The following is a 17,543-nucleotide window of genomic DNA, read 5'->3' on the forward strand; positions in this document are numbered from 1 at the left end:
CTCTTGCACTCAATAAGATTCCCACGGTAGCCACATGCTTTGCGGCAGTGCACCGTTGTTTTCCTTGCGGCCGCAGGGCGACTCCCCCCACCCAGGAGTTCGCGATGGAATCGTCCCACACGGACACGTCGGCAAGATTCAACCGCTCCAGCTATCTGTACCGCATGCTGGATGCCGCAATCGTCGTCATCTGCGGCCTGGCCGTCACCGAGCTCAAGTTCGCGGACGAGACCCTGGCGGAACCGCCGCAGATCCACCTGTTCCTGATCTACCTGTGCGGCCTGGGCGTCATCGCCCTGTTCCCCGCCTTCCGGCTGTACGTATCGTGGCGCGGCCGCATGCTGACCGACCTGGTGGTGCGCAGCCTGGCCGCCTGGGCCACGGTGTTCGCGCTGGGCATCCTGGTCAGTTTTCTCATGCATCAGAGCGCGGCGGTATCGCGCATGTGGGCGGCCACCTGGTTCGGCACGGCCGCCCTGGCGCTGGCCGGCGTACGCCTGGCGGTCTACGCCGTACTGGGCGCGGCGCGCGACCGCGGCCTGAACAAGAAGCGCGTACTGCTGGTGGGCTTCGGCGCGCTGGGTCACGACCTGTGGCGCCGGGTGGAACGCTATCGCGAGGCCGGCTACGAGGTCGCGGGCATCTACGCCGAACCGCACGAAAGCCTGCCGCCACAGGTGCGGCGGCTGCATCAACTGGATGCCCTGCACGGCTTCGTTCGCGAGCACAACGTGCGCGAAGTGTGGATCGTGCTGCCGATGGAGGCCGGCCAGGAACTGCGCGAAGTGCTGTACCACCTGCGCAACGACCTGGTGGATATCCGCTGGATACCCGACGTGATGTCGATCCAGTTGCTGGGGCACCGCATCGGCGAATTCCTGGGGCTGCCCGCCATCCAGCTGAACAGCCTGCCGGCGGCCGGCGTACGCGGCCTGGCCAAGGAGGCCTTCGACCGCAGCTTTGCGCTGTGCGCCCTGATCGGCCTGTCGCCCCTGATGCTGGGCGTGGCGTGCCTGGTCAAGCTGACGTCGCGCGGGCCGGTACTGTTCACCCAGCCGCGCCTGGGCGTGGACGGCAAGGTCTTCCATGTCTACAAGTTCCGCACCATGACCGTGCACCAGGAACACGGCGTGGTCACCCAGGCCACGCGCAACGATGCCCGCATCACCCGCGTCGGCGGGTTCCTGCGCCGCACCAGCCTGGACGAGCTGCCGCAATTCCTGAACGTGCTGCGCGGCGACATGTCGGTGGTCGGCCCGCGCCCGCACGCGCTGGAACACAACGAGATGTACAAGGACCTGGTGCAGCGCTACATGATGCGGCATCGCGTCAAGCCCGGCATCACCGGTTGGGCGCAGGTCAACGGCCTGCGCGGCCAGACCGACACGCTGCGCAAGATGAGCGACCGGGTCGAGCACGACATCTACTACATCCAGCACTGGACGTTCCGGATGGACCTGATGATCATCGCCCGCACGGCGATATCCGGATGGACGGGCCGAAATGTCTACTGAACCCCTGGGCTGGCCCGCCGTGGCCGGCGCACGCGCCCGCCTTGCCCCTCGCCCCGCCGCGCCGGCCCCCGGCCTGCTGCCCGAAGACGACTTTCGCCGGGCGGTACAGATGCTGCCGCTGGTGTCCATCGACCTCTTGCTACGCGACCCCGAAGGCCGCTACCTGACGGGGCTGCGCTGCAACCCGCCCGCGCAGGGCGCCTGGTTCGTGCCGGGCGGCCGGGTGCGCAAGGACGAAACGCTGGCCCAGGCGCTGCGCCGGCTGGCCCGCGAAGAACTGGGCCTGACGCTGCCGCCGCAGGCCTGGCGCCCGCGCGGCGTGTACGAACACTTCTATGGCACCAATTTTGCCGGCGAGAACGGCCGCTCGACGCACTACATCGTTCTCGCCTACGAAGCCCAGCTGGCGCTGGATACCGCCAGCCTGCCGCTGGGGCAGCACCGACGCTACCGCTGGCAGCCGCCCGCGGCCATCGCCGCCGATCCCGGCGCGCATCCGTACACCCAGGCCTACTTCAAGGAGTCAGCGCCATGACCAACCCCCATCCCCCGTACCGGGCCGTCATCCTTTGCGGCGGCTCCGGCTCGCGCCTGTGGCCGTTGTCGCGAGAGCTGTTGCCCAAGCAGTTCATCCGTTTGACCGATGACCGCAGCCTGCTGCAGAACACCTTGCGGCGGCTGGGCTCGGCCGGCGCCCAGGCGCGCCCGATGCTGGTCTGCAACGAGGCGCACCGCTACATCGCCGCCGAACAGGCGCTGGAGCTGGACATCCAGGACGCCGAGATCGTGCTGGAACCCTTTGCCCGCAACACCGCCCCGGCGATTGCCGCGGCCACCCTGCGGGCGATGCGCGACGGCGAAGACCCGGTGATGCTGATCATGCCGTCCGACCACGTGCTGGAAGACGGCCCCGTGCTGGCCGAGGCCTTTGCCCAGGCCTACCAGGCCGCCCGCCAGGGTGCGCTGGTGACCTTCGGCATCACCCCCACGGCGCCGCTGAGCGGCTATGGCTACATCCAGGCCGCCGAACCCGACGACCTGGCCCCGGCACGCCGGGTGCGCCGCTTCGTCGAAAAGCCGTCGCCGGAAGTCGCGCAGCGCTTCATCGAGGACGGCGGCTACTACTGGAACAGCGGCATGTTCGCCTTCCAGGCCTCGGTCTTCCTGGCCGAAATGGAACGGCTGGCGCCCAAGATATTGGCCCAGGTGCGCCTGGCCGTCAGCGCCGGCCACGGCGAAAGCGCCCTGTTCCAGCTGGACGGCGCCGCCTTCGAGGCCTGCCCCAGCGATTCGATGGACTACGCCATCATGGAACGCACCGACAGCGCCGTGGTCATCCCGCTGGCGGCCTCCTGGAGCGACGTCGGGGCCTGGGACGCGGTCTGGGGCATTGCCCAGAAGACGGCCGAAGGCAATTCCACGACGGGCGACGTCATGGTCGAGGACTCGCGCAACTGCCTCATCCATTCGACCAGCCGCCTGGTGGCCTCGGTGGGGCTGGACGACATCGTGGTGATCGAGACGGCCGACGCCGTGCTGGTAGCCCATAAGACGCGTTCGCAGGACGTCAAGCGGCTGGTGGAGGTATTCAAGACCCAGCACCGGTCCGAAATGAACCACCACCGCGAAGTGCAGCGCCCCTGGGGCTCGTACGACTCGGTGGGCCACGGCCCGCGCTACCAGGTCAAGCGCATCACGGTCAAACCGGGCGCGCGGCTGTCGTCGCAGATGCACCACCACCGCGCCGAGCACTGGGTGGTGGTGTCGGGCACGGCGCGCATCTACAACGGCGACAAGCAATACCTGCTGACCGAGAACCAGTCGACCTACATCCCCCTGGGCGAGGTCCACAGCCTGGAGAACCCCGGCAAGATCCCGCTGGAAATCATCGAGGTGCAGTCCGGCGCCTACCTGGGCGAGGACGACATCGTGCGCTTCCAGGACATGTATGGCCGGGTATGACGCGCCGGGCCGGGCCTCATCCTTTTGGCGCCCGGGCGTGGCGCGCTACTGCCTGCCCGCCGCGGCGGCGTTCTTCGGCGTGCTGGTCACGGTGGGCAACCTGCCCGGGCTGGCCGCCCAGATGTCGGACACCTTCGGGGACAAGCGCCTGCACCTGACCGCCTATGCCGTGCTGACCGCGCTGATCTACGCCTCGGTGCAGCGTCGGCCCGGGCTGACGGCGCTGTTGGTGGTGGCGGTGCTGGGGGGGCTGGACGAATGGATCCAATCCTTTTTTGCCTATCGCCAAGCTGAACTCTTAGACCTTTTGGCCGATATCTCTGCGGCGGGTGCGACAGTAATCTCGTTGAACATCGGTTCCGCAGCCTTCGGCTCTTTTCGTGCAATGACTAAGTCTTAAGGATAAAACCATGCCAAAACGGGCACTGATTACCGGCGTTACTGGGCAAGACGGCGCATACCTGGCGGAGTTCCTGCTGGCCAAGGGCTATGAAGTCCACGGCATCAAGCGGCGCGCCTCGCTGTTCAACACCGCGCGCATCGACCACCTGTACCAGGACCCCCACGACCAGCCGCGCAACTTCGTGCTGCATCACGGCGACATGACGGACTCGTGCAGCCTGATCCGCATCGTGCAATCGGTGCAGCCCGACGAGATCTACAACCTGGCCGCGCAAAGCCACGTGGGCGTGTCGTTCGAAGAACCCGAGTACACCGCCAACGCCGACGGCCTGGGCACGCTGCGCCTGCTGGAGGCGATCCGCATCCTGAAGCTGGAAGACAAGGCCCGCTTCTACCAGGCCTCGACGTCGGAGCTGTACGGCCTGGTGCAGGAAACGCCGCAGAAGGAAACCACCCCCTTCTACCCGCGCAGCCCCTACGCCGCCGCCAAGCTGTACGCCTACTGGATCAGCGTGAACTACCGCGAAGCCTACGGCATGTACGCCTGCAACGGCATCCTGTTCAATCACGAATCGCCCAAGCGCGGCGAAACGTTCGTGACCCGCAAGATCACCCGCGGCCTGGCGCGCATCGTGCTGGGGCTGCAGGAATGCCTGTACCTGGGCAATCTGTCGGCGCTGCGCGACTGGGGCCATGCCCGCGACTACGTCGAAATGCAGTGGCTGATGCTGCAACAGGACACGCCGGAAGACTACGTGATCGCCACCGGCATGCAATACAGCGTGCGCGAGTTCATCAATACGGCGGCGCGCGAGCTGGGCATCCTGCTGGCCTGGGAAGGCGAAGGGCTGGAAGAGACCGCCACCGTGCTGTTCAGCCCGGTGCACGACATCAAGCCCGGCCAGGTCATCGTGCGGGTCGACCCGCGCTACTTCCGCCCGACCGAGGTCGAGACCCTGCTGGGGGACCCGACCAAGGCGCGCGAAAAGCTGGGCTGGTCGCCGCGCACCACGTTCGCGCAGCTGGTCAAGGAAATGGTCGAGAGCGACTTGAAGGACGCCCGGCGCGATGCGCTGGTGGAACAGAACGGCTACGAAATCTACGCCTACAAGGAGTAGTCCGCCATGACGAACCTGGATCAACGCGTGTTCGTGGCGGGCCACCGCGGCATGGTGGGCGCCGCGCTGGTGCGCGAATTGCAGCGGCGCGGCTATCGCAACGTCATTACGCGCAGCCACACCGAACTGGATCTGGAAAACCAGAACCAGGTGCACCGCTTCTTCTCGACCACCCCGGTGGACGTGGTGTACCTGGCCGCGGCCAAGGTCGGCGGCATCCTGGCCAACCAGAATCATCCGGTGGACTTCCTGTACCGCAACCTGATGATCCAGTGCAACGTGATCCGGGCCGCCTACGCGGCCGGGGTGCGCAAGCTGCTGTTCCTGGGGTCGTCGTGCATCTACCCGCGCGAGGCGCCGCAGCCGATCCGCGAAGATGCGCTGCTGACCGGCCCGCTGGAAGCCACCAACGAGCCCTACGCCATCGCCAAGATCGCCGGCCTGAAGCTGTGCGAGGCCTACCAGCGCGAGCATGGCGCCCGCTTCATCTGCGCCATGCCCACCAACCTGTACGGGCCGCACGACAACTACGACCTGCACAGCAGCCACGTGCTGCCCGCGCTGATCCGCAAGTTCCACGAAGGCCGCGAAGCCGGCCAGGAGAGCGTGACGCTGTGGGGCACCGGCACGCCGCTGCGCGAGTTCCTGTACGTGGACGACCTGGCGCAGGCCTGCCTGATGCTGATGGAATCGCCGGCGGCCGAGGGCATCTACAACATCGGCGCCGGCCAGGACCTGTCCATTGCCGAACTGGCCCGGGTGGTGGCGCAGGTGGTGGGCTTCCAGGGCAGCGTGGTGTACGACACCAGCAAGCCCGATGGCACGCCGCGCAAGCTGCTCGATTCGTCGCGCGTGCGCGCGCTGGGCTGGAAACCCGAGATTTCGCTGCACCATGGCGTGACGCTGGCCTATGGCCATTTCCTGCGCGAGCAGGCACGCCATCCGCTGCCCGTGGCCTAGGGCCAATCAACAACCGACAACAGGCTATCCGATGGTCCGATTCATCAGGAAGCACATCGCCGGCAATGCCTCGTTCTGGGGGCTGGTGGAATACGGCATCGGCCCGGTCGCGGCGCTGGTGGCGCTGCCCTTGCTGTTTCGCCAGCTGGGCACGGTGGGCTTTGGCCAGTATTCCATGATCATCGCGCTGGCCGGCTTCGGCAACGCCGCCAACCTGGGCGCGGCGGTCACCGCCACCAAGCTGGTGTCCGAACGCATGCACGAACCGGGCGGCGCGCTGCGCGCGGCCGGCGTGGCCATGTCGTTGATCGGCTGCGCGCTGGGCGTGGTGACGCTGGTGGCCATGGTGCTGTGGCTGGCGGTGGACCTGGGCTGGCCGGCGGCCACCTTCGGCGGCGTCGCCGTGACGCTGCTGGCGATGCCGGCGCTGGCCATCTACCTGACGCAGCAGTACGACCAATTGATGTCCGGCTGCCTGAAGGGCCGCGAAGACTTCCGGGCCACGGCGCTGTGCGAGGTCGTCAGCCGCAGCGGCACCATGGCGCTGGCCTGCGCCACGGCCTGGCTGACCGCCTCGCCCACCTGGACCGGGCTGGCCCAGGCCCTGGGGCTGCTGCTGGCCGGCTCGGTCAAGATGCGCGTGTTCGCCCGCCGCTATGGCCGCGTGCTGGTGCGACCCGTGCGCGACCGCGGCGCCATGGCCGAAGCATTCCGGTTTTCGCGCTGGTCCTGGCTGAACAGCCTGAGCGCGCTGGCCTTCGGCTCGGTTGACCGGGTGCTGGTCGGCAGCCTGATGGGGCCGGCGGCGCTGGCGATCTATACCGTCGGCGTTCAGGTGGGCCAGATGATCCACACCGCATCAGTGGCGATTTTCCAGAAGGCCATGCCGCGCGTCAGCCGCCTGTCGGTATCCCCGCCCTACCCCGGCGCGGCCGAGGCCGAAATCCGCCGCATGATGCTGTGGAACCTGGCGCTGTCGGCCAGCGCCACGCTGGCGGTGCTGGCGGTCAGCCAGCCGCTGCTCGACCTGCTGCTGGGCGATGCCGTGGCCCACGGCCACCTGGGCACCTTCCGGCTGCTGATCGTGGCCTCGGGCCTGCTGTCACTGAACGCGGCCGCGCATTTCTCGCTGCTCGGGCTGGGCAATTCCCGCGCGGTCGCCATTCTGAATGGCCTGGGCGGCCTGGCCATGCTGTGCGTCATGGCCGGCCTGGTGCAGGCCGCCGGAGAACATGCCGCGGCCTGGGGCCGCATGGCCTACGCGGCGATCACGCTGGCCGGCGTGGCCCTCGCCATCCGTCAATCCCGACCAGACTGCCCGGGTGCATTGCCCGCGGCCCGGTAGCCATCATGTTGAGGTCTTATATGCGCAAGCGTCACAACGAGTATTCGCGTCAACTCATCGACTTCGTCAGCGAGTTGCGTCCGCCCGCGCCGATCGCCGGGGGCCTGCTGCCCAAGGTGACCATCGTGACGCCCTCGTTCAACCAGGCCCGCTTCCTGGAACGCACCATCATCTCGGTGCTGAACCAGGGCTATCCGCGCCTGGAATACATCATCATCGATGGCGGCTCCACCGACGGCAGCGTGGACATCATCCGCAAATACGAGCGCTACCTGACCTATTGGGAAAGCGCCCCGGACCGCGGCCAGTCGCACGCCATCAACAAGGGCTTCGAACGCGCCACGGGCGACTACGTCGGCTGGCAGAATTCCGATGACCTGTACTACCCCGGCGCGCTGCGCAAGCTGGGCGCGGCGGCCGCCAAGGGGCGCGCGCCGATCGTCAGCGGCAACCTGTTCGTGGCCGACGCCAACAACCGCATCTTCCGCAAGATCCACTACACCCCCGTCAACCGCGGCACGCTGACGGTGGTGAAGGCGTCGATTCCCAACCAGGCCGCGATCTTTCGCCGCGACCTGTTGCGCAAGCACGGCCTGTTGCAGGAAAGCATGCGCTACTGCATGGACCTGGAACTCTGGAGCCGCCTGCTGCGGGACGGCAAGAACCTGATCGTGCCCGACGCGATGGGCGTCTACACCACGCACGACGAAACCAAGACCGCGCTGATGCAGGACGTGCTGCTGGAAGAACGCTCGCAGATCGTGGACCGCATCCGCCGCACGGAACCGGGGCTGGGCAAGCTGTTCGAGCTGTCGTGCCGCGCCTCCAAGGTGGCGGCCCACGCCCGCCAGGGCGACCTTTCCTACCTGTTCGAGAAGCTGACCACCAAGCTGTTGGGACGCGACGACTGGGCCGCGCATTGACGCCTGCCACCCGCCATGGAGACGCCATGCAACCGCACCGCCGCCTTTCCACCTTGCATTTGCTGGGCCTGTTCGCGTTCACCGCGCTGGCCCTGAACGATGACCGCTTCATCCTGGGCGTGGGCAGCTTCAAGCTGTCGCCCTTCGACGTGCTGTTCGTGGCGATCCTGTTCGTCAAGATGCTGCGGCTGGCAGACCCCGGCGCCTACGCCCTGCCGCGCGGCGCGCTGGGCATGCTGCTGGGCCTGCAGACCCTGTCGGTGATCTACCTGCTGCTGGTATCGCTGCACCATCCGGGCATCGAGACCGGCGACGTCGCGCGCGACCTGCGCATCGTCTTCTACTTCCTGTGCACGCCGTTCCTTTGCTACAAGGACATCGACAGTCCCAAGGCCTACGCCGTCCTGCAGAAGTACATCGTGGCGGCATGCCTGGCGGTTGCCACGCTGATGCTGCTGGAACAGTTGCAGGGTTTCAACGTCGCCAATCCGCTGCGCAACGTGCGGCTGGGCGTCTGGGCGATTCCGTTCGGCGTGGTGTCGCTGCTGTACTTTCGCAAGACGTTGAACGTGTCCGGGCCCAAGGCCTACATGCTGACGCTGTACATGCTGCTGGCGCTGGTGTTCTCGCTGAACCGCAGCCAGTACCTGCAGCTGGCGGTCTCGGTGCTGCTGGCGATGATGCTGGCCAGCGGCTCGGACATCCGGCGCCGCGTGGTGATGATCTTCGCCCCCGCCGCGGTGGCCGGGCTGCTGGTGTTCGCCAGCATCGGCTACCTGGACGTGCTGACCAACCGGGTCTTCAGCGTCGAACGGCTGGACGAAGACTCCAGCTACGGCGCCCGCATCCAGGAAATGCAAGGCCAGATGGACTCGTTTGCCGAAAGCCCGGTGTTCGGCAAGGGCGCCGGCTTTCGCAGCTGGGTCATGGGCGAGAACGGCTTCGAGCTCAGCACCTTCGCCCACAATTCCTGGGCCTTCTACCTGATGAAGTTCGGCGTCGTCGGCACCATCATGATCATGCTGCCGCCGCTGCTGATCCTGCTGCTGACCCTGTTCCGACGCTACGCGCATCCCGGCCTGGAGCTGCATCGGCGCTACCTGCTGGCCACCGCACCGATGTACATCTTCGTCGATTCGCTGTCGGGCGGCCTGGCGTACGCGCCCAAGACCGCCTTCACCGGCTTCCTGCTGTGCTATTGCCTGTCGTTGATGCGCAATGCCCGCGCCATGCCCGTGCCCCGCCCCGCCGCCGCGGCCCCCAGCCCCCGCCCGGACGTCGATCGCCGGGCGCACCCGCGAGTCATGCCCCATGCCTGATGTCCTGTTCGTCGCGCCCGACCTGCATGGCGGGGTCGGAAGATGCGTGGCCTTCATCGCCGATGCCCTGCCGCAGCGCGGCGTACCGGCGTCGCTGTTCCTGCTGCGCTCGCGCAACCGCGAATATCCGATCGCCAATCCCAGGGTGACGCGGGCCCTGCCGGTGCTGGAATCGCCCAGTGCGCTGCGGCTGCGGCTGCCGCTGGCCTTCGCCCGCCTGGTGGCGCAGATCCGGCGCGACAAGCCCGCCGTGGTCTGCTCGCACGGCCTCTTGTGCAACATGCTGGTGGTGCTGGCCAAGAAGGTGCTGCGGGGGCAGTTCGCCACCGTCGCGTTCGAACACAGCAGCCCGGCCATCCACTACGGCGCCTCGCGCATGCGGCGCCTGAAATGCTGGCTGGTCAGCCAGACCTACCGCCGCCACGACGCCGTGGTCGGGGTGTCGCGCGGCGTCAAGGAAGACCTGGTCAGCATGTTCCCGCCGCTGCGCGGCAAGGTTCGCACCATCTACAACGGCGTGCCCCTGGAAGACGTGCGCGAACAGAGCTCGGCCTGGCCCGCGCCGCTACCGGCGGCGGGCGACGTCACGCAGCCGTATCACGTGGTTGCCGTCGGGCGCCTGGAAGCGGTCAAGGACTACGCCACCCTGATCGACGCCGCCGCGTTGCTGGACGACCCGGGCATCCGCTTCACCATCCTGGGCGAAGGCTCGGAGCACGCGGCGCTGCAAAAGCGCATCGATGCGCACGCGTCGCGCAGCCCGGTGACGCTGGCGGGCCACGTCGACAACCCCTTCCCGATGATCGCCGGGGCGGGCGCCTTTGCCCTGACCTCGCTGCGCGAAAGCTTCGGCAACGTACTGGTCGAGGCCCTGTGCCTGGGCGTGCCGGTGATTTCCACCGATTGTCCGCACGGGCCGGCCGAAATCCTGGACTCGGGCCGCTACGGCCTGCTGGTGCCGGTGGGCGACGCGGCAGCCCTGGCCGCGGCGGTGCGCCGCCTGGCCGACGACGGCGAGATGCGCGAACGGCTGGCCGCCCAGGGCCCCGAGCGCGCCGACGCCTTTTCACTCGAACGACATTGCCAAGATGTCATCGCGCTGTTCCAGCCGCTGCTGCGGCGCCGCGCGTCCTGAACAGGAAAGCACCATGTCAAAGATACCGGTATCCGTCGTCGTGATGACGAAGAACGAGGAACGCAATATCGCCAAGTGCCTGAAGGCGCTGGCCGACTTCGATGAAGTCTTCGTGGTGGACTCCAACAGCACCGATGCCACCTGCGCCATGGCCACCGCGCTGGGCGCCAAGGTGTCCAATTTCCAATGGAACGGCAAGTACCCCAAGAAAAAGCAGTGGTGCCTGGAACAGCTGCCGTTCACGCACCCCGTGGTGCTGTACGTGGACGCCGACGAGGAAATGACGCCGGCGCTGGCCGACGAGATCCGCGCCTGCCTGCCCCGCTTTGCGGCAGGCGCCGGCGGCGCCTTCGTGCCGTTCGACTACGTGTTCTGCGGCAAGAAGCTGCTGCATGGCCACCGCGTCTACAAGCTGGCGCTGCTGGCCCGCGACCAGTCGCGCTTCCTGGACTACGACGACCTGGACGTGGCCCACATGTGGGAGGTCGAAGGCCACTACCAGCCGCAGGTGCAAGGCGAGACCTTCGCGCTGCGCGCCCGCATGGTGCACAACGACCACGATTCGCTCTACCACTACTTCGACAAGCACAACCGCTATTCCGACTGGGAAGCCAACCTGCGCATCAAGGGCCTGATGAACGACCCGCGCGAAGCCAACGTCGGCGCGCGGGCGTTGCTCAAGCGCGTCTTCCAGGCCATGCCGTTCAAGGCGCCCATTTCGTTCCTGCATTCCTACGTGCTGCGGCTGGGCTTCCTGGATGGGCGCGCGGGCTTTGACTACGCCGTGGCACGCGCCATGTACTACTGGCAGATCCGCATCAAGACCGAAGAGATCCGCAAGGCCCGCCTGGCCGATGCCGCAGAAGAACAGGGCGATGCCGTGCCGGGAGCCGCCAAATGAGCGCGCTGCAACGGCTGGACCAGTTCGCGCTCGCGCCCGGCCAGCGCGGCCGCTCGGCGCTGACCGTGCAGCTGTGGTGGCTGGTGCAGGGGTCGCTGTTTCGCTGGTCGCCGCAGGTGGCGTATGGCTTTCGCCGCTGGCTGCTGCGCCGCTTTGGGGCGCGGGTGGGCAGGAAGGTGCTGATCCGCCCGAGCGCCACGGTGACCTACCCCTGGAAGGTGGACATCGGCGACTACGCCTGGATCGGCGACGACGCGGTGATCTACAGCCTGGGCCCGGTGCATATCGGCGCGCATGCCGTGGTGTCGCAACGCAGCTACCTGTGCGCCGCCGACCACGACGCGGCGCAGCCCGACTTTCCGCTGCGCGAGCGCGCCGTGCGCATCGAAGACGGCGCCTGGGTCGCCACCGATGTGTTCGTCGGCCCCGGCGTCACCGTCGGCCGCGAGGCCGTGGTGGGCGCGCGCAGTTCGGTGTTTCGCAGCCTGCCGCCGGCCATGGTGTGCCACGGCAACCCCTGCCGGCCCGTCAGGCCTCGCGTGGCGCCGCCGGCATGAAGATCCTTCTGTACGGCATCAACTACGCGCCGGAACTGACCGGCATCGGCAAATACAGCGCCGAACTGGCCGAATGGCTGGCCGCCCGCGGGCATGAGGTCAGCGTGGTCACCGCGCCGCCCTACTACCCCCAATGGCAGGTGCACGACGGCTACCATGCCGGCCGCTACCGCAAGGAAACTCGCGCGGGCGTCACGGTGCGGCGCGCGCCGCTGTGGGTGCCCAAGCGGCCCGGCGGCGCCAAGCGCCTGCTGCACCTGGCCAGCTTCGCGCTGGCCAGCCTGCCCTCGCTGCTGCGCGCGGCGGCCGGCCGCCCGGACCTGATCATGGTGGTCGAGCCGGCCTTGTTCTGCGCGCCCGCGGCCTGGCTGGCGGCGCGGCTGTGCGGCGCCAAGGCGTGGCTGCACATCCAGGACTACGAAGTGGATGCGGCGTTCGACCTGGGCCTGCTCAAGGGCGCCGGGCTGCGCGCGGCGGTGCTGCGCGCCGAACGCTGGCTGATGCGGCGCTTCGACCGCGTGTCGACGATCTCGGGCCGCATGCTGGACCTGGCGCTGAACAAGGGCGTGGACCCCGATCGCGTGGTGCTGCTGCCCAACTGGATCGACGTCCATGCCATCACCCCAGACCCTGCCAACAACCTGCGCGCCGAGCTGGGCATTCCCGCAGACGCCGTGGTGGCGCTGTACTCCGGCAACATGGGCGGCAAGCAGGGCCTGGGCACCTTGGCGCAGGTCGCCCGGCTGCTTGAGCCCCAGGAGAATCTCTGGTTCGTCTTCTGCGGCCAGGGGCCCGAGAAGGCGCCGCTGCAAGCCGACTGCGGGGGCCTGGCGCGCGTGCGCTTTCTGGACCTGCAGCCGGCCGACAGGCTGGGCGCGCTGCTGAACACGGCCGACATCCACCTGCTGCCGCAACGCGCCGGCGCGGCCGACCTGGTCATGCCGTCGAAGTTGACGGGCATGCTGGCCAGCGGCCGGCCGGTCGTGTGCGGCGCGGCGCGCGGCACCGAGCTGGCGGGCGTGGTGGCCCGCTGTGGCCTGGTGACGCCGCCCGAAGACGCCGCCGCCATGGCCGAGGCCGTGCGCAAGCTGGCCAGCAACGCGCAGATCCGCGAAACGCTGGGCGCCGCCGCGCGCCGCCATGCGCTGGACCATCTGCATATCGATGCGGTGCTGGCGGCAGCGGAACGGGCGTTCGCCGACGTGATCGACGGCCCGGCCCGCCTCATTCCTCGTCGCCGGCCTTGACGCCCGCCGGCGGCAGCGACGGCGCGCCGCTGCCGCGCACCAACCCCATCTGTACCGCGATATAGGCCGCCTCGGCCTGGTTGCGCGCGTTCAGCTTCCAGTACAGCGTACGGGCGTGGCTTTTCACGGTCGCCACGGAAATGCCCACGTGCTGCCCGATCTCGCGCATGGTCTTGCCTTGCACCAGCAACTGCAGTATTTCCTCCTGGCGCTGCGTCAGTTCGCGCAGCTCCTGCAAGGGCGTATTGGACGCGGCCAGCGGCCGTCCGGTGGGCTGCGGGTAGCACTCGCCCCCTGCCAGCACCAGGCTCACCGCGGCGGCCAGCGCGTCCGGGCTGGACGCCTTGGGCAGATAACCCGCCACGCCGGCGCGGGCGCAGGCCGACATCACACTCTGGTCCAGTACCGAATACAACACCAGCACCAGCCGAGGCATGAACAGCGCCATGGCCTGCGACAGCAATCCGATATCGGGCTCGGCCACGCCGCTACAGCCGATCACCAGCAGTTCCACCGGTCGGTTGATTGAACTGGGCATGTTCAAAAGATGGGCTGGCGAGATCGCCAGAATATCCTCGGCGTTCCGGACACGCTCCAGCACATGCTGGATGGCGACACGAAGCAGCGCGTAGTCTTCGATTAGAACGGTTGTCATCCCGGGAAGAACCTTGTGACGCGGGGCCCAGACACGGTTCCCATGGCCAAGGCTGCGGCACGCTGCAACGGGGTTCTAGTGCGTTGCCTGACTCACGGGAATCTCGTCCACTGCACGGCATCGCGCTGGCGAGTAATTGTGATTCGCCATCTCAACCCATGCTTGAGGACACAACCCATGCTATCAGCGGCTACGTTCGCTGAATCTCGTGCAGGAGGATGATTGGAGGAGGAAGGCCGCGGCACGGCGACCGCCGATGCTGCGTTGGATGCCCTAGGCGGGATGGCCGGGTGGCGCCGCAACCACAGGATAGCGCGCGCCCGGCTGCCGGGCCGTCGCAGACCGCTATCCGAGCTTGCGTCCGTAAAGCTGCCCGCCATCCGCCTCGCGGCCGTTGGGTTCATGCCATTCCAACGTGGCGCCGCGCTGCAGGGCCGCGTAGACCGCTTCGCCCTTGTTCTTGACGTGCAGGCGCTGATACAGCGTGCAGGCATGCGTCTTGGCCGTGGCAACCGAGATATTGAGCATCCGGCTGACCGTCTTGATCGGATAGCCCCTGGCCAGCAGCACCAGCACCTCGTATTGGCGCGGCGTGATCTGCAACAACTGCGCCCCGGCGCTCATCGGCATGGAACTCTTGCCTGCGCCATCGTCAAGATCACGCGTCGGCAATGCGCAGGCCACCTGGGCCGGCGACTGCAACGCCTGTTCGCTCGGAAAACACTGCCCGCCCGCCATGACCAGGCGGATGGCCGCCTCCAGTATCTCGACCGAAGCCGTTTTCATCAGGCATCCGTAGACACTGGCGCCCGGCAAGCCCTGCACCGGCATCGGCAGCGGCATGACATCCGTCAACAGCAGGATCCGCTTCGGGTTGAGTACCCGCTGGATCTCGTGCAACGTCGTCCACGCTTCTTCGTTGTCTACCGGCAGGCCGTAGATCAAGAGGTCGGCGCCCGCATGCGCGCCGTCCGCCTTGGAAACGTCCGCCAGCCCCATCCCTTCGATTTCCCACACATCGTCCAACTTGCTCAGAATCTGCCACAACCCCAGCCGCAAGAGCGGATGAGCTTCAATCAGGACCATCTTGGCCATGGTGTCCTCCCGGTTGTTCAACAGGCCTAGAAGGGATCTTCGCTGTGCTGAAGACTTGTTTTTTTTCCAGCCCCGCGGGGGTGGTCCGCGTATCCCGGAATATCTAATGAAGCTGTACCGGGTCGTTTGGGCTGGGAGACTTTCGTAGCCAACATAACGGATGGCATGAACCCATCTTATGGTTCGAAATGGGCAAAATCAAGACGCTTCGACTCGATATAATCCGACAAAAACAGAAATCATTCGTTAGCCTTAATCATCCTCGTAAATCAGGATGAGAGGCCCCCATCATCCTTTCATACGCTAGGGTTTCCCCCACGAATGCGCAGGGCGCAAACCGCTCTCCCCCTCGGGGAGGCCGAATGAAAGGAATGTCGGGGCGGGCGAATTCGGGCGGCTGACAGGCGCGATCCCCGCCCGCTGGCGCCGGGCGCACAGACGGACAGGATCGGCCAGATTCGTCGACAGGTCTGTCGATATGTTTCCACGGACACATCAAGCCCGGGCGTGCCGGCGGCAATCGAAATATAGGTAACATTTTTATTTTCAATTACGCCAGGTCATTTACTCCATATAGGCGAAGTCAAATACCGTGTGCCCCCCCTGATGGTGCCAATGGTGCATTGAAGCATGACGCTTCTTCAGGAAGCTGGCGTAGTGGATTTCGCCGTCCGTTTCGACGTAGGTCGACGGCGACAGCTCTTCGATGCGGTTGAGCGACACGCCCTTGCCGTAGTGGCAAAAACCTTGGTACTGCGCGCAGCGGATCACCTCTCCCCCAGGCGAGACAACGATCCCGGCGTTGCGGGCCCGCATCGGGTTGCGCACGATAGGGTTGCTGGCGTGCGGCGTCCACTGCGTCGTGCGCGGCGAATCGGCGAAGAACGCGAACAATTCATCACAGTGATTCTGGCCATCCGTGCGATCGATATTGGTTAATAGCCACCAATATTCACCGCGCTTGAAAATAATGGTATCGACGGCAGAAATATTATCCATCAGCGTCAAATCCAATTCCCATTTCAACGGGAATTCAGTGCATTTCCATAATTCTATACTGCGATTTCCGCACGTTTCAGGAACCATGTAGGTCACGCCATCATATTCAAAAACGTACGGAAAGGATAAATGATAGGGCAGGTTCAAGGCCGTCCCCAGAAAGCGGAAAGCCCCGTCCTCAAAGGTTGCCACGGAGATCGTGCCCTTGCGGGAGGTGAAATCGTAGTCCTCGAAAAATATATAGGGATTCTTGTCCTTGGTATATACAAAAGGATCCGCGAAAAAGCGGCCTTTTGGCGGCTGCAATACCATGGCCTCGGATACCACCGCCTGTTGGCGGGCCGAGGGAAACATACCAATCCGCCAGCGCACATTGCGTTTCATGATGCGCCGCACAATCAAATCCGTCATTAACCAGGCCTGGCGCGCGATATAGGCGGCGCTGTCCCACTCGGCCGGGTCGTCGCGGCGCTGGCCGCTCATGATCTGCATGCCGGGCGGCGTGGTGCCGGGCCGGGCGCGGGCCAGCGCCTGCAACGCGTCGTAGACCATGAAGTTGCCCAGGCTGAATGCGCGCGTCTGGTTCTTCAGCCAGAACACTTCCGTATTGAAGCTGCGCTGATCGAGCAGCGTGTCGGCATCTGCGTCCAGCCCCACCCGCCACAGCTTCACCGTGGTGTGGTCCTCGCGCTGGTAGACCTCCCAGAAGCCGGCGTAGCGGCTGGTGGAAACAGCGATGTCCGAATAGCTCAACCGCCACAGACCCAGGCGGGCCCAGCCGACCATGCGCGTGCGCACCGCCGGCACGGCCCCCAACAGGATCACGAGGTCCAGCCCCAATGCGGCTACGCCGTCGTCGCTGCCCTCCGTGCCTTGCGCCAGGGTCAGCACCGCGGTCGATGCGGGCACGCTGGCGCGCATGTCGCGGCAGCTCAGCATCTGGCGCTGGCGCACCGGCAACAGGCGCGACTCCAGGCGCGACAAGGTGCTGAACAACGCCTTCGCGCCCAGCCGGGGTCTGGGCTCGACAACGGCCTTCTGCATGACCAGCAGCGCCGCCAATTCGAAGTCCTGGCTGCGCGCAAGCCAGTCCGCCATGTCGTGGATCCACCCGGGCTGGTCCGTCCCGTCCAGCAACAGCCCTACTCTGTAGGTCTTCATATCTCCTGCTCCTGTGTCAGGGCGATGAGGCCCGCGGCACCGGAACGGCGATCGGGCTCGCCAGGTGCATCCGCAGTGCCACGCTTTCAAGTCCTCGCGCTGATACTGAGGCGTTTCGGCGAAGGCTTCCAGACGGCTTTCATCCTAGGGCGGGCGTCCGAGGACAAACGGCTCACTGCCATCTGGATGAGGCGCGGACCCCGGAAAGCCATTCGGATGATGCCCACCGGGCGTTAGGGGTAAACCCTAT

At 66.4% G+C, this 17,543-nt stretch carries 16 protein-coding genes; 13 read left to right on the plus strand and 3 right to left on the minus strand.

Annotation, left to right across the window (positions count from 1 at the left end; translation table 11 throughout):
• The first annotated feature begins 104 nt into the window (after nucleotides 1-104).
• Genes ACUDP5_RS20640 through ACUDP5_RS20700 form a run of 13 tightly spaced genes read left to right on the plus strand, consistent with a single transcriptional unit; the run spans nucleotide 105 to nucleotide 13,383 of the window.
• Complete coding sequence (locus ACUDP5_RS20640; RefSeq protein ID WP_445657075.1) at nucleotides 105-1,514, plus strand: undecaprenyl-phosphate glucose phosphotransferase; 1,410 nt, start codon at nucleotides 105-107, stop codon at nucleotides 1,512-1,514.
• Nucleotides 1,504-2,049, plus strand: coding sequence for a GDP-mannose mannosyl hydrolase (locus ACUDP5_RS20645; RefSeq protein ID WP_263915362.1), 546 nt, complete (start codon nucleotides 1,504-1,506; stop codon nucleotides 2,047-2,049). The genes ACUDP5_RS20640 and ACUDP5_RS20645 overlap by 11 nt, the downstream gene beginning before the upstream one ends.
• Entirely contained in the window at nucleotides 2,046-3,476 is a 1,431-nt protein-coding gene (locus ACUDP5_RS20650) for a mannose-1-phosphate guanylyltransferase/mannose-6-phosphate isomerase (RefSeq protein WP_263915363.1), read from the plus strand. The genes ACUDP5_RS20645 and ACUDP5_RS20650 overlap by 4 nt, the downstream gene beginning before the upstream one ends.
• Nucleotides 3,477-3,513: 37 nt before the next feature.
• Nucleotides 3,514-3,876: a VanZ family protein gene (locus ACUDP5_RS20655; RefSeq protein ID WP_263915364.1), complete on the plus strand. Its 363-nt coding sequence runs from the start codon at nucleotides 3,514-3,516 to the stop codon at nucleotides 3,874-3,876.
• A 10-nt stretch (nucleotides 3,877-3,886) separates the two neighbouring features.
• Complete coding sequence (gene gmd, locus ACUDP5_RS20660) at nucleotides 3,887-4,996, plus strand: GDP-mannose 4,6-dehydratase (protein ID WP_025140082.1); 1,110 nt, start codon at nucleotides 3,887-3,889, stop codon at nucleotides 4,994-4,996.
• 6 nt (nucleotides 4,997-5,002) lie between these two features.
• Nucleotides 5,003-5,956: a GDP-L-fucose synthase family protein gene (locus ACUDP5_RS20665; RefSeq protein ID WP_445657076.1), complete on the plus strand. Its 954-nt coding sequence runs from the start codon at nucleotides 5,003-5,005 to the stop codon at nucleotides 5,954-5,956.
• A 31-nt stretch (nucleotides 5,957-5,987) separates the two neighbouring features.
• Nucleotides 5,988-7,301 carry a lipopolysaccharide biosynthesis protein gene (locus tag ACUDP5_RS20670; RefSeq protein ID WP_263915366.1) on the plus strand — a complete coding sequence of 438 codons (1,314 nt, stop codon included), beginning with the start codon at nucleotides 5,988-5,990 and terminating at the stop codon, nucleotides 7,299-7,301.
• Nucleotides 7,302-7,321: 20 nt separating this feature from the next.
• The gene (locus tag ACUDP5_RS20675; protein ID WP_263915367.1) at nucleotides 7,322-8,224 is read left to right on the plus strand and encodes a glycosyltransferase; all 903 of its coding nucleotides are present in this window, start codon (nucleotides 7,322-7,324) and stop codon (nucleotides 8,222-8,224) included.
• Nucleotides 8,225-8,250: 26 nt separating this feature from the next.
• The gene (locus ACUDP5_RS20680) at nucleotides 8,251-9,543 is read left to right on the plus strand and encodes an O-antigen ligase family protein (protein WP_445657077.1); all 1,293 of its coding nucleotides are present in this window, start codon (nucleotides 8,251-8,253) and stop codon (nucleotides 9,541-9,543) included.
• On the plus strand, nucleotides 9,536-10,678 hold the full coding sequence (locus ACUDP5_RS20685; protein ID WP_263915369.1) for a glycosyltransferase: 1,143 nt from the start codon (nucleotides 9,536-9,538) through the stop codon (nucleotides 10,676-10,678). The genes ACUDP5_RS20680 and ACUDP5_RS20685 overlap by 8 nt, the downstream gene beginning before the upstream one ends.
• Nucleotides 10,679-10,691: 13 nt before the next feature.
• Complete coding sequence (locus tag ACUDP5_RS20690) at nucleotides 10,692-11,579, plus strand: glycosyltransferase family 2 protein (protein ID WP_445657078.1); 888 nt, start codon at nucleotides 10,692-10,694, stop codon at nucleotides 11,577-11,579.
• On the plus strand, nucleotides 11,576-12,136 hold the full coding sequence (locus ACUDP5_RS20695; RefSeq protein WP_445657079.1) for a putative colanic acid biosynthesis acetyltransferase: 561 nt from the start codon (nucleotides 11,576-11,578) through the stop codon (nucleotides 12,134-12,136). Before ACUDP5_RS20690 ends, ACUDP5_RS20695 begins: the two co-directional genes overlap by 4 nt.
• A complete protein-coding gene (locus ACUDP5_RS20700) occupies nucleotides 12,133-13,383 on the plus strand; it encodes a glycosyltransferase WbuB (protein ID WP_445657080.1) in 1,251 nt (416 codons plus the stop codon). The genes ACUDP5_RS20695 and ACUDP5_RS20700 overlap by 4 nt, the downstream gene beginning before the upstream one ends.
• On the opposite strand, the gene ACUDP5_RS20705 is transcribed toward ACUDP5_RS20700, so the two are convergent.
• From ACUDP5_RS20705 to ACUDP5_RS20715, 3 genes are all read right to left on the minus strand, one after another.
• On the minus strand, nucleotides 13,361-14,038 hold the full coding sequence (locus ACUDP5_RS20705; protein WP_263915373.1) for a response regulator transcription factor: 678 nt from the start codon (nucleotides 14,036-14,038) through the stop codon (nucleotides 13,361-13,363). The two genes, ACUDP5_RS20700 and ACUDP5_RS20705, sit on opposite strands and share 23 nt — an antisense overlap.
• Nucleotides 14,039-14,383: 345 nt before the next feature.
• Nucleotides 14,384-15,133, minus strand: a complete 750-nt coding sequence (locus tag ACUDP5_RS20710) for a response regulator transcription factor (RefSeq protein ID WP_263915374.1) — start codon at nucleotides 15,131-15,133, stop codon at nucleotides 14,384-14,386.
• Between the two features lie 564 nt (nucleotides 15,134-15,697).
• Nucleotides 15,698-17,293, minus strand: a complete 1,596-nt coding sequence (locus ACUDP5_RS20715) for a glucosamine inositolphosphorylceramide transferase family protein (RefSeq protein WP_263915375.1) — start codon at nucleotides 17,291-17,293, stop codon at nucleotides 15,698-15,700.
• Between the last annotated feature and the right edge of the window lie 250 nt (nucleotides 17,294-17,543).

It is taken from the genome of Achromobacter sp. NCFB-sbj8-Ac1-l (assembly GCF_052695805.1).

Excerpts from the sequence above, each read along its gene's own strand:
- ACUDP5_RS20670 (WP_263915366.1), top strand. The coding sequence starts at position 5,988 with ATGGTCCGATTCATCAGGAAGCACATCGCCGGCAATGCCTCGTTCTGG.
- ACUDP5_RS20690 (WP_445657078.1), top strand. The coding sequence starts at position 10,692 with ATGTCAAAGATACCGGTATCCGTCGTCGTGATGACGAAGAACGAGGAA.
- ACUDP5_RS20645 (WP_263915362.1), top strand. The coding sequence starts at position 1,504 with ATGTCTACTGAACCCCTGGGCTGGCCCGCCGTGGCCGGCGCACGCGCC.
- ACUDP5_RS20715 (WP_263915375.1), bottom strand. The coding sequence starts at position 17,293 with ATGAAGACCTACAGAGTAGGGCTGTTGCTGGACGGGACGGACCAGCCC.
- ACUDP5_RS20675 (WP_263915367.1), top strand. The coding sequence starts at position 7,322 with ATGCGCAAGCGTCACAACGAGTATTCGCGTCAACTCATCGACTTCGTC.
- ACUDP5_RS20705 (WP_263915373.1), bottom strand. The coding sequence starts at position 14,038 with ATGACAACCGTTCTAATCGAAGACTACGCGCTGCTTCGTGTCGCCATC.
- ACUDP5_RS20640 (WP_445657075.1), top strand. The coding sequence starts at position 105 with ATGGAATCGTCCCACACGGACACGTCGGCAAGATTCAACCGCTCCAGC.
- ACUDP5_RS20685 (WP_263915369.1), top strand. The coding sequence starts at position 9,536 with ATGCCTGATGTCCTGTTCGTCGCGCCCGACCTGCATGGCGGGGTCGGA.
- ACUDP5_RS20680 (WP_445657077.1), top strand. The coding sequence starts at position 8,251 with ATGCAACCGCACCGCCGCCTTTCCACCTTGCATTTGCTGGGCCTGTTC.
- gmd (WP_025140082.1), top strand. The coding sequence starts at position 3,887 with ATGCCAAAACGGGCACTGATTACCGGCGTTACTGGGCAAGACGGCGCA.
- ACUDP5_RS20665 (WP_445657076.1), top strand. The coding sequence starts at position 5,003 with ATGACGAACCTGGATCAACGCGTGTTCGTGGCGGGCCACCGCGGCATG.
- ACUDP5_RS20650 (WP_263915363.1), top strand. The coding sequence starts at position 2,046 with ATGACCAACCCCCATCCCCCGTACCGGGCCGTCATCCTTTGCGGCGGC.
- ACUDP5_RS20710 (WP_263915374.1), bottom strand. The coding sequence starts at position 15,133 with ATGGCCAAGATGGTCCTGATTGAAGCTCATCCGCTCTTGCGGCTGGGG.
- ACUDP5_RS20695 (WP_445657079.1), top strand. The coding sequence starts at position 11,576 with ATGAGCGCGCTGCAACGGCTGGACCAGTTCGCGCTCGCGCCCGGCCAG.
- ACUDP5_RS20700 (WP_445657080.1), top strand. The coding sequence starts at position 12,133 with ATGAAGATCCTTCTGTACGGCATCAACTACGCGCCGGAACTGACCGGC.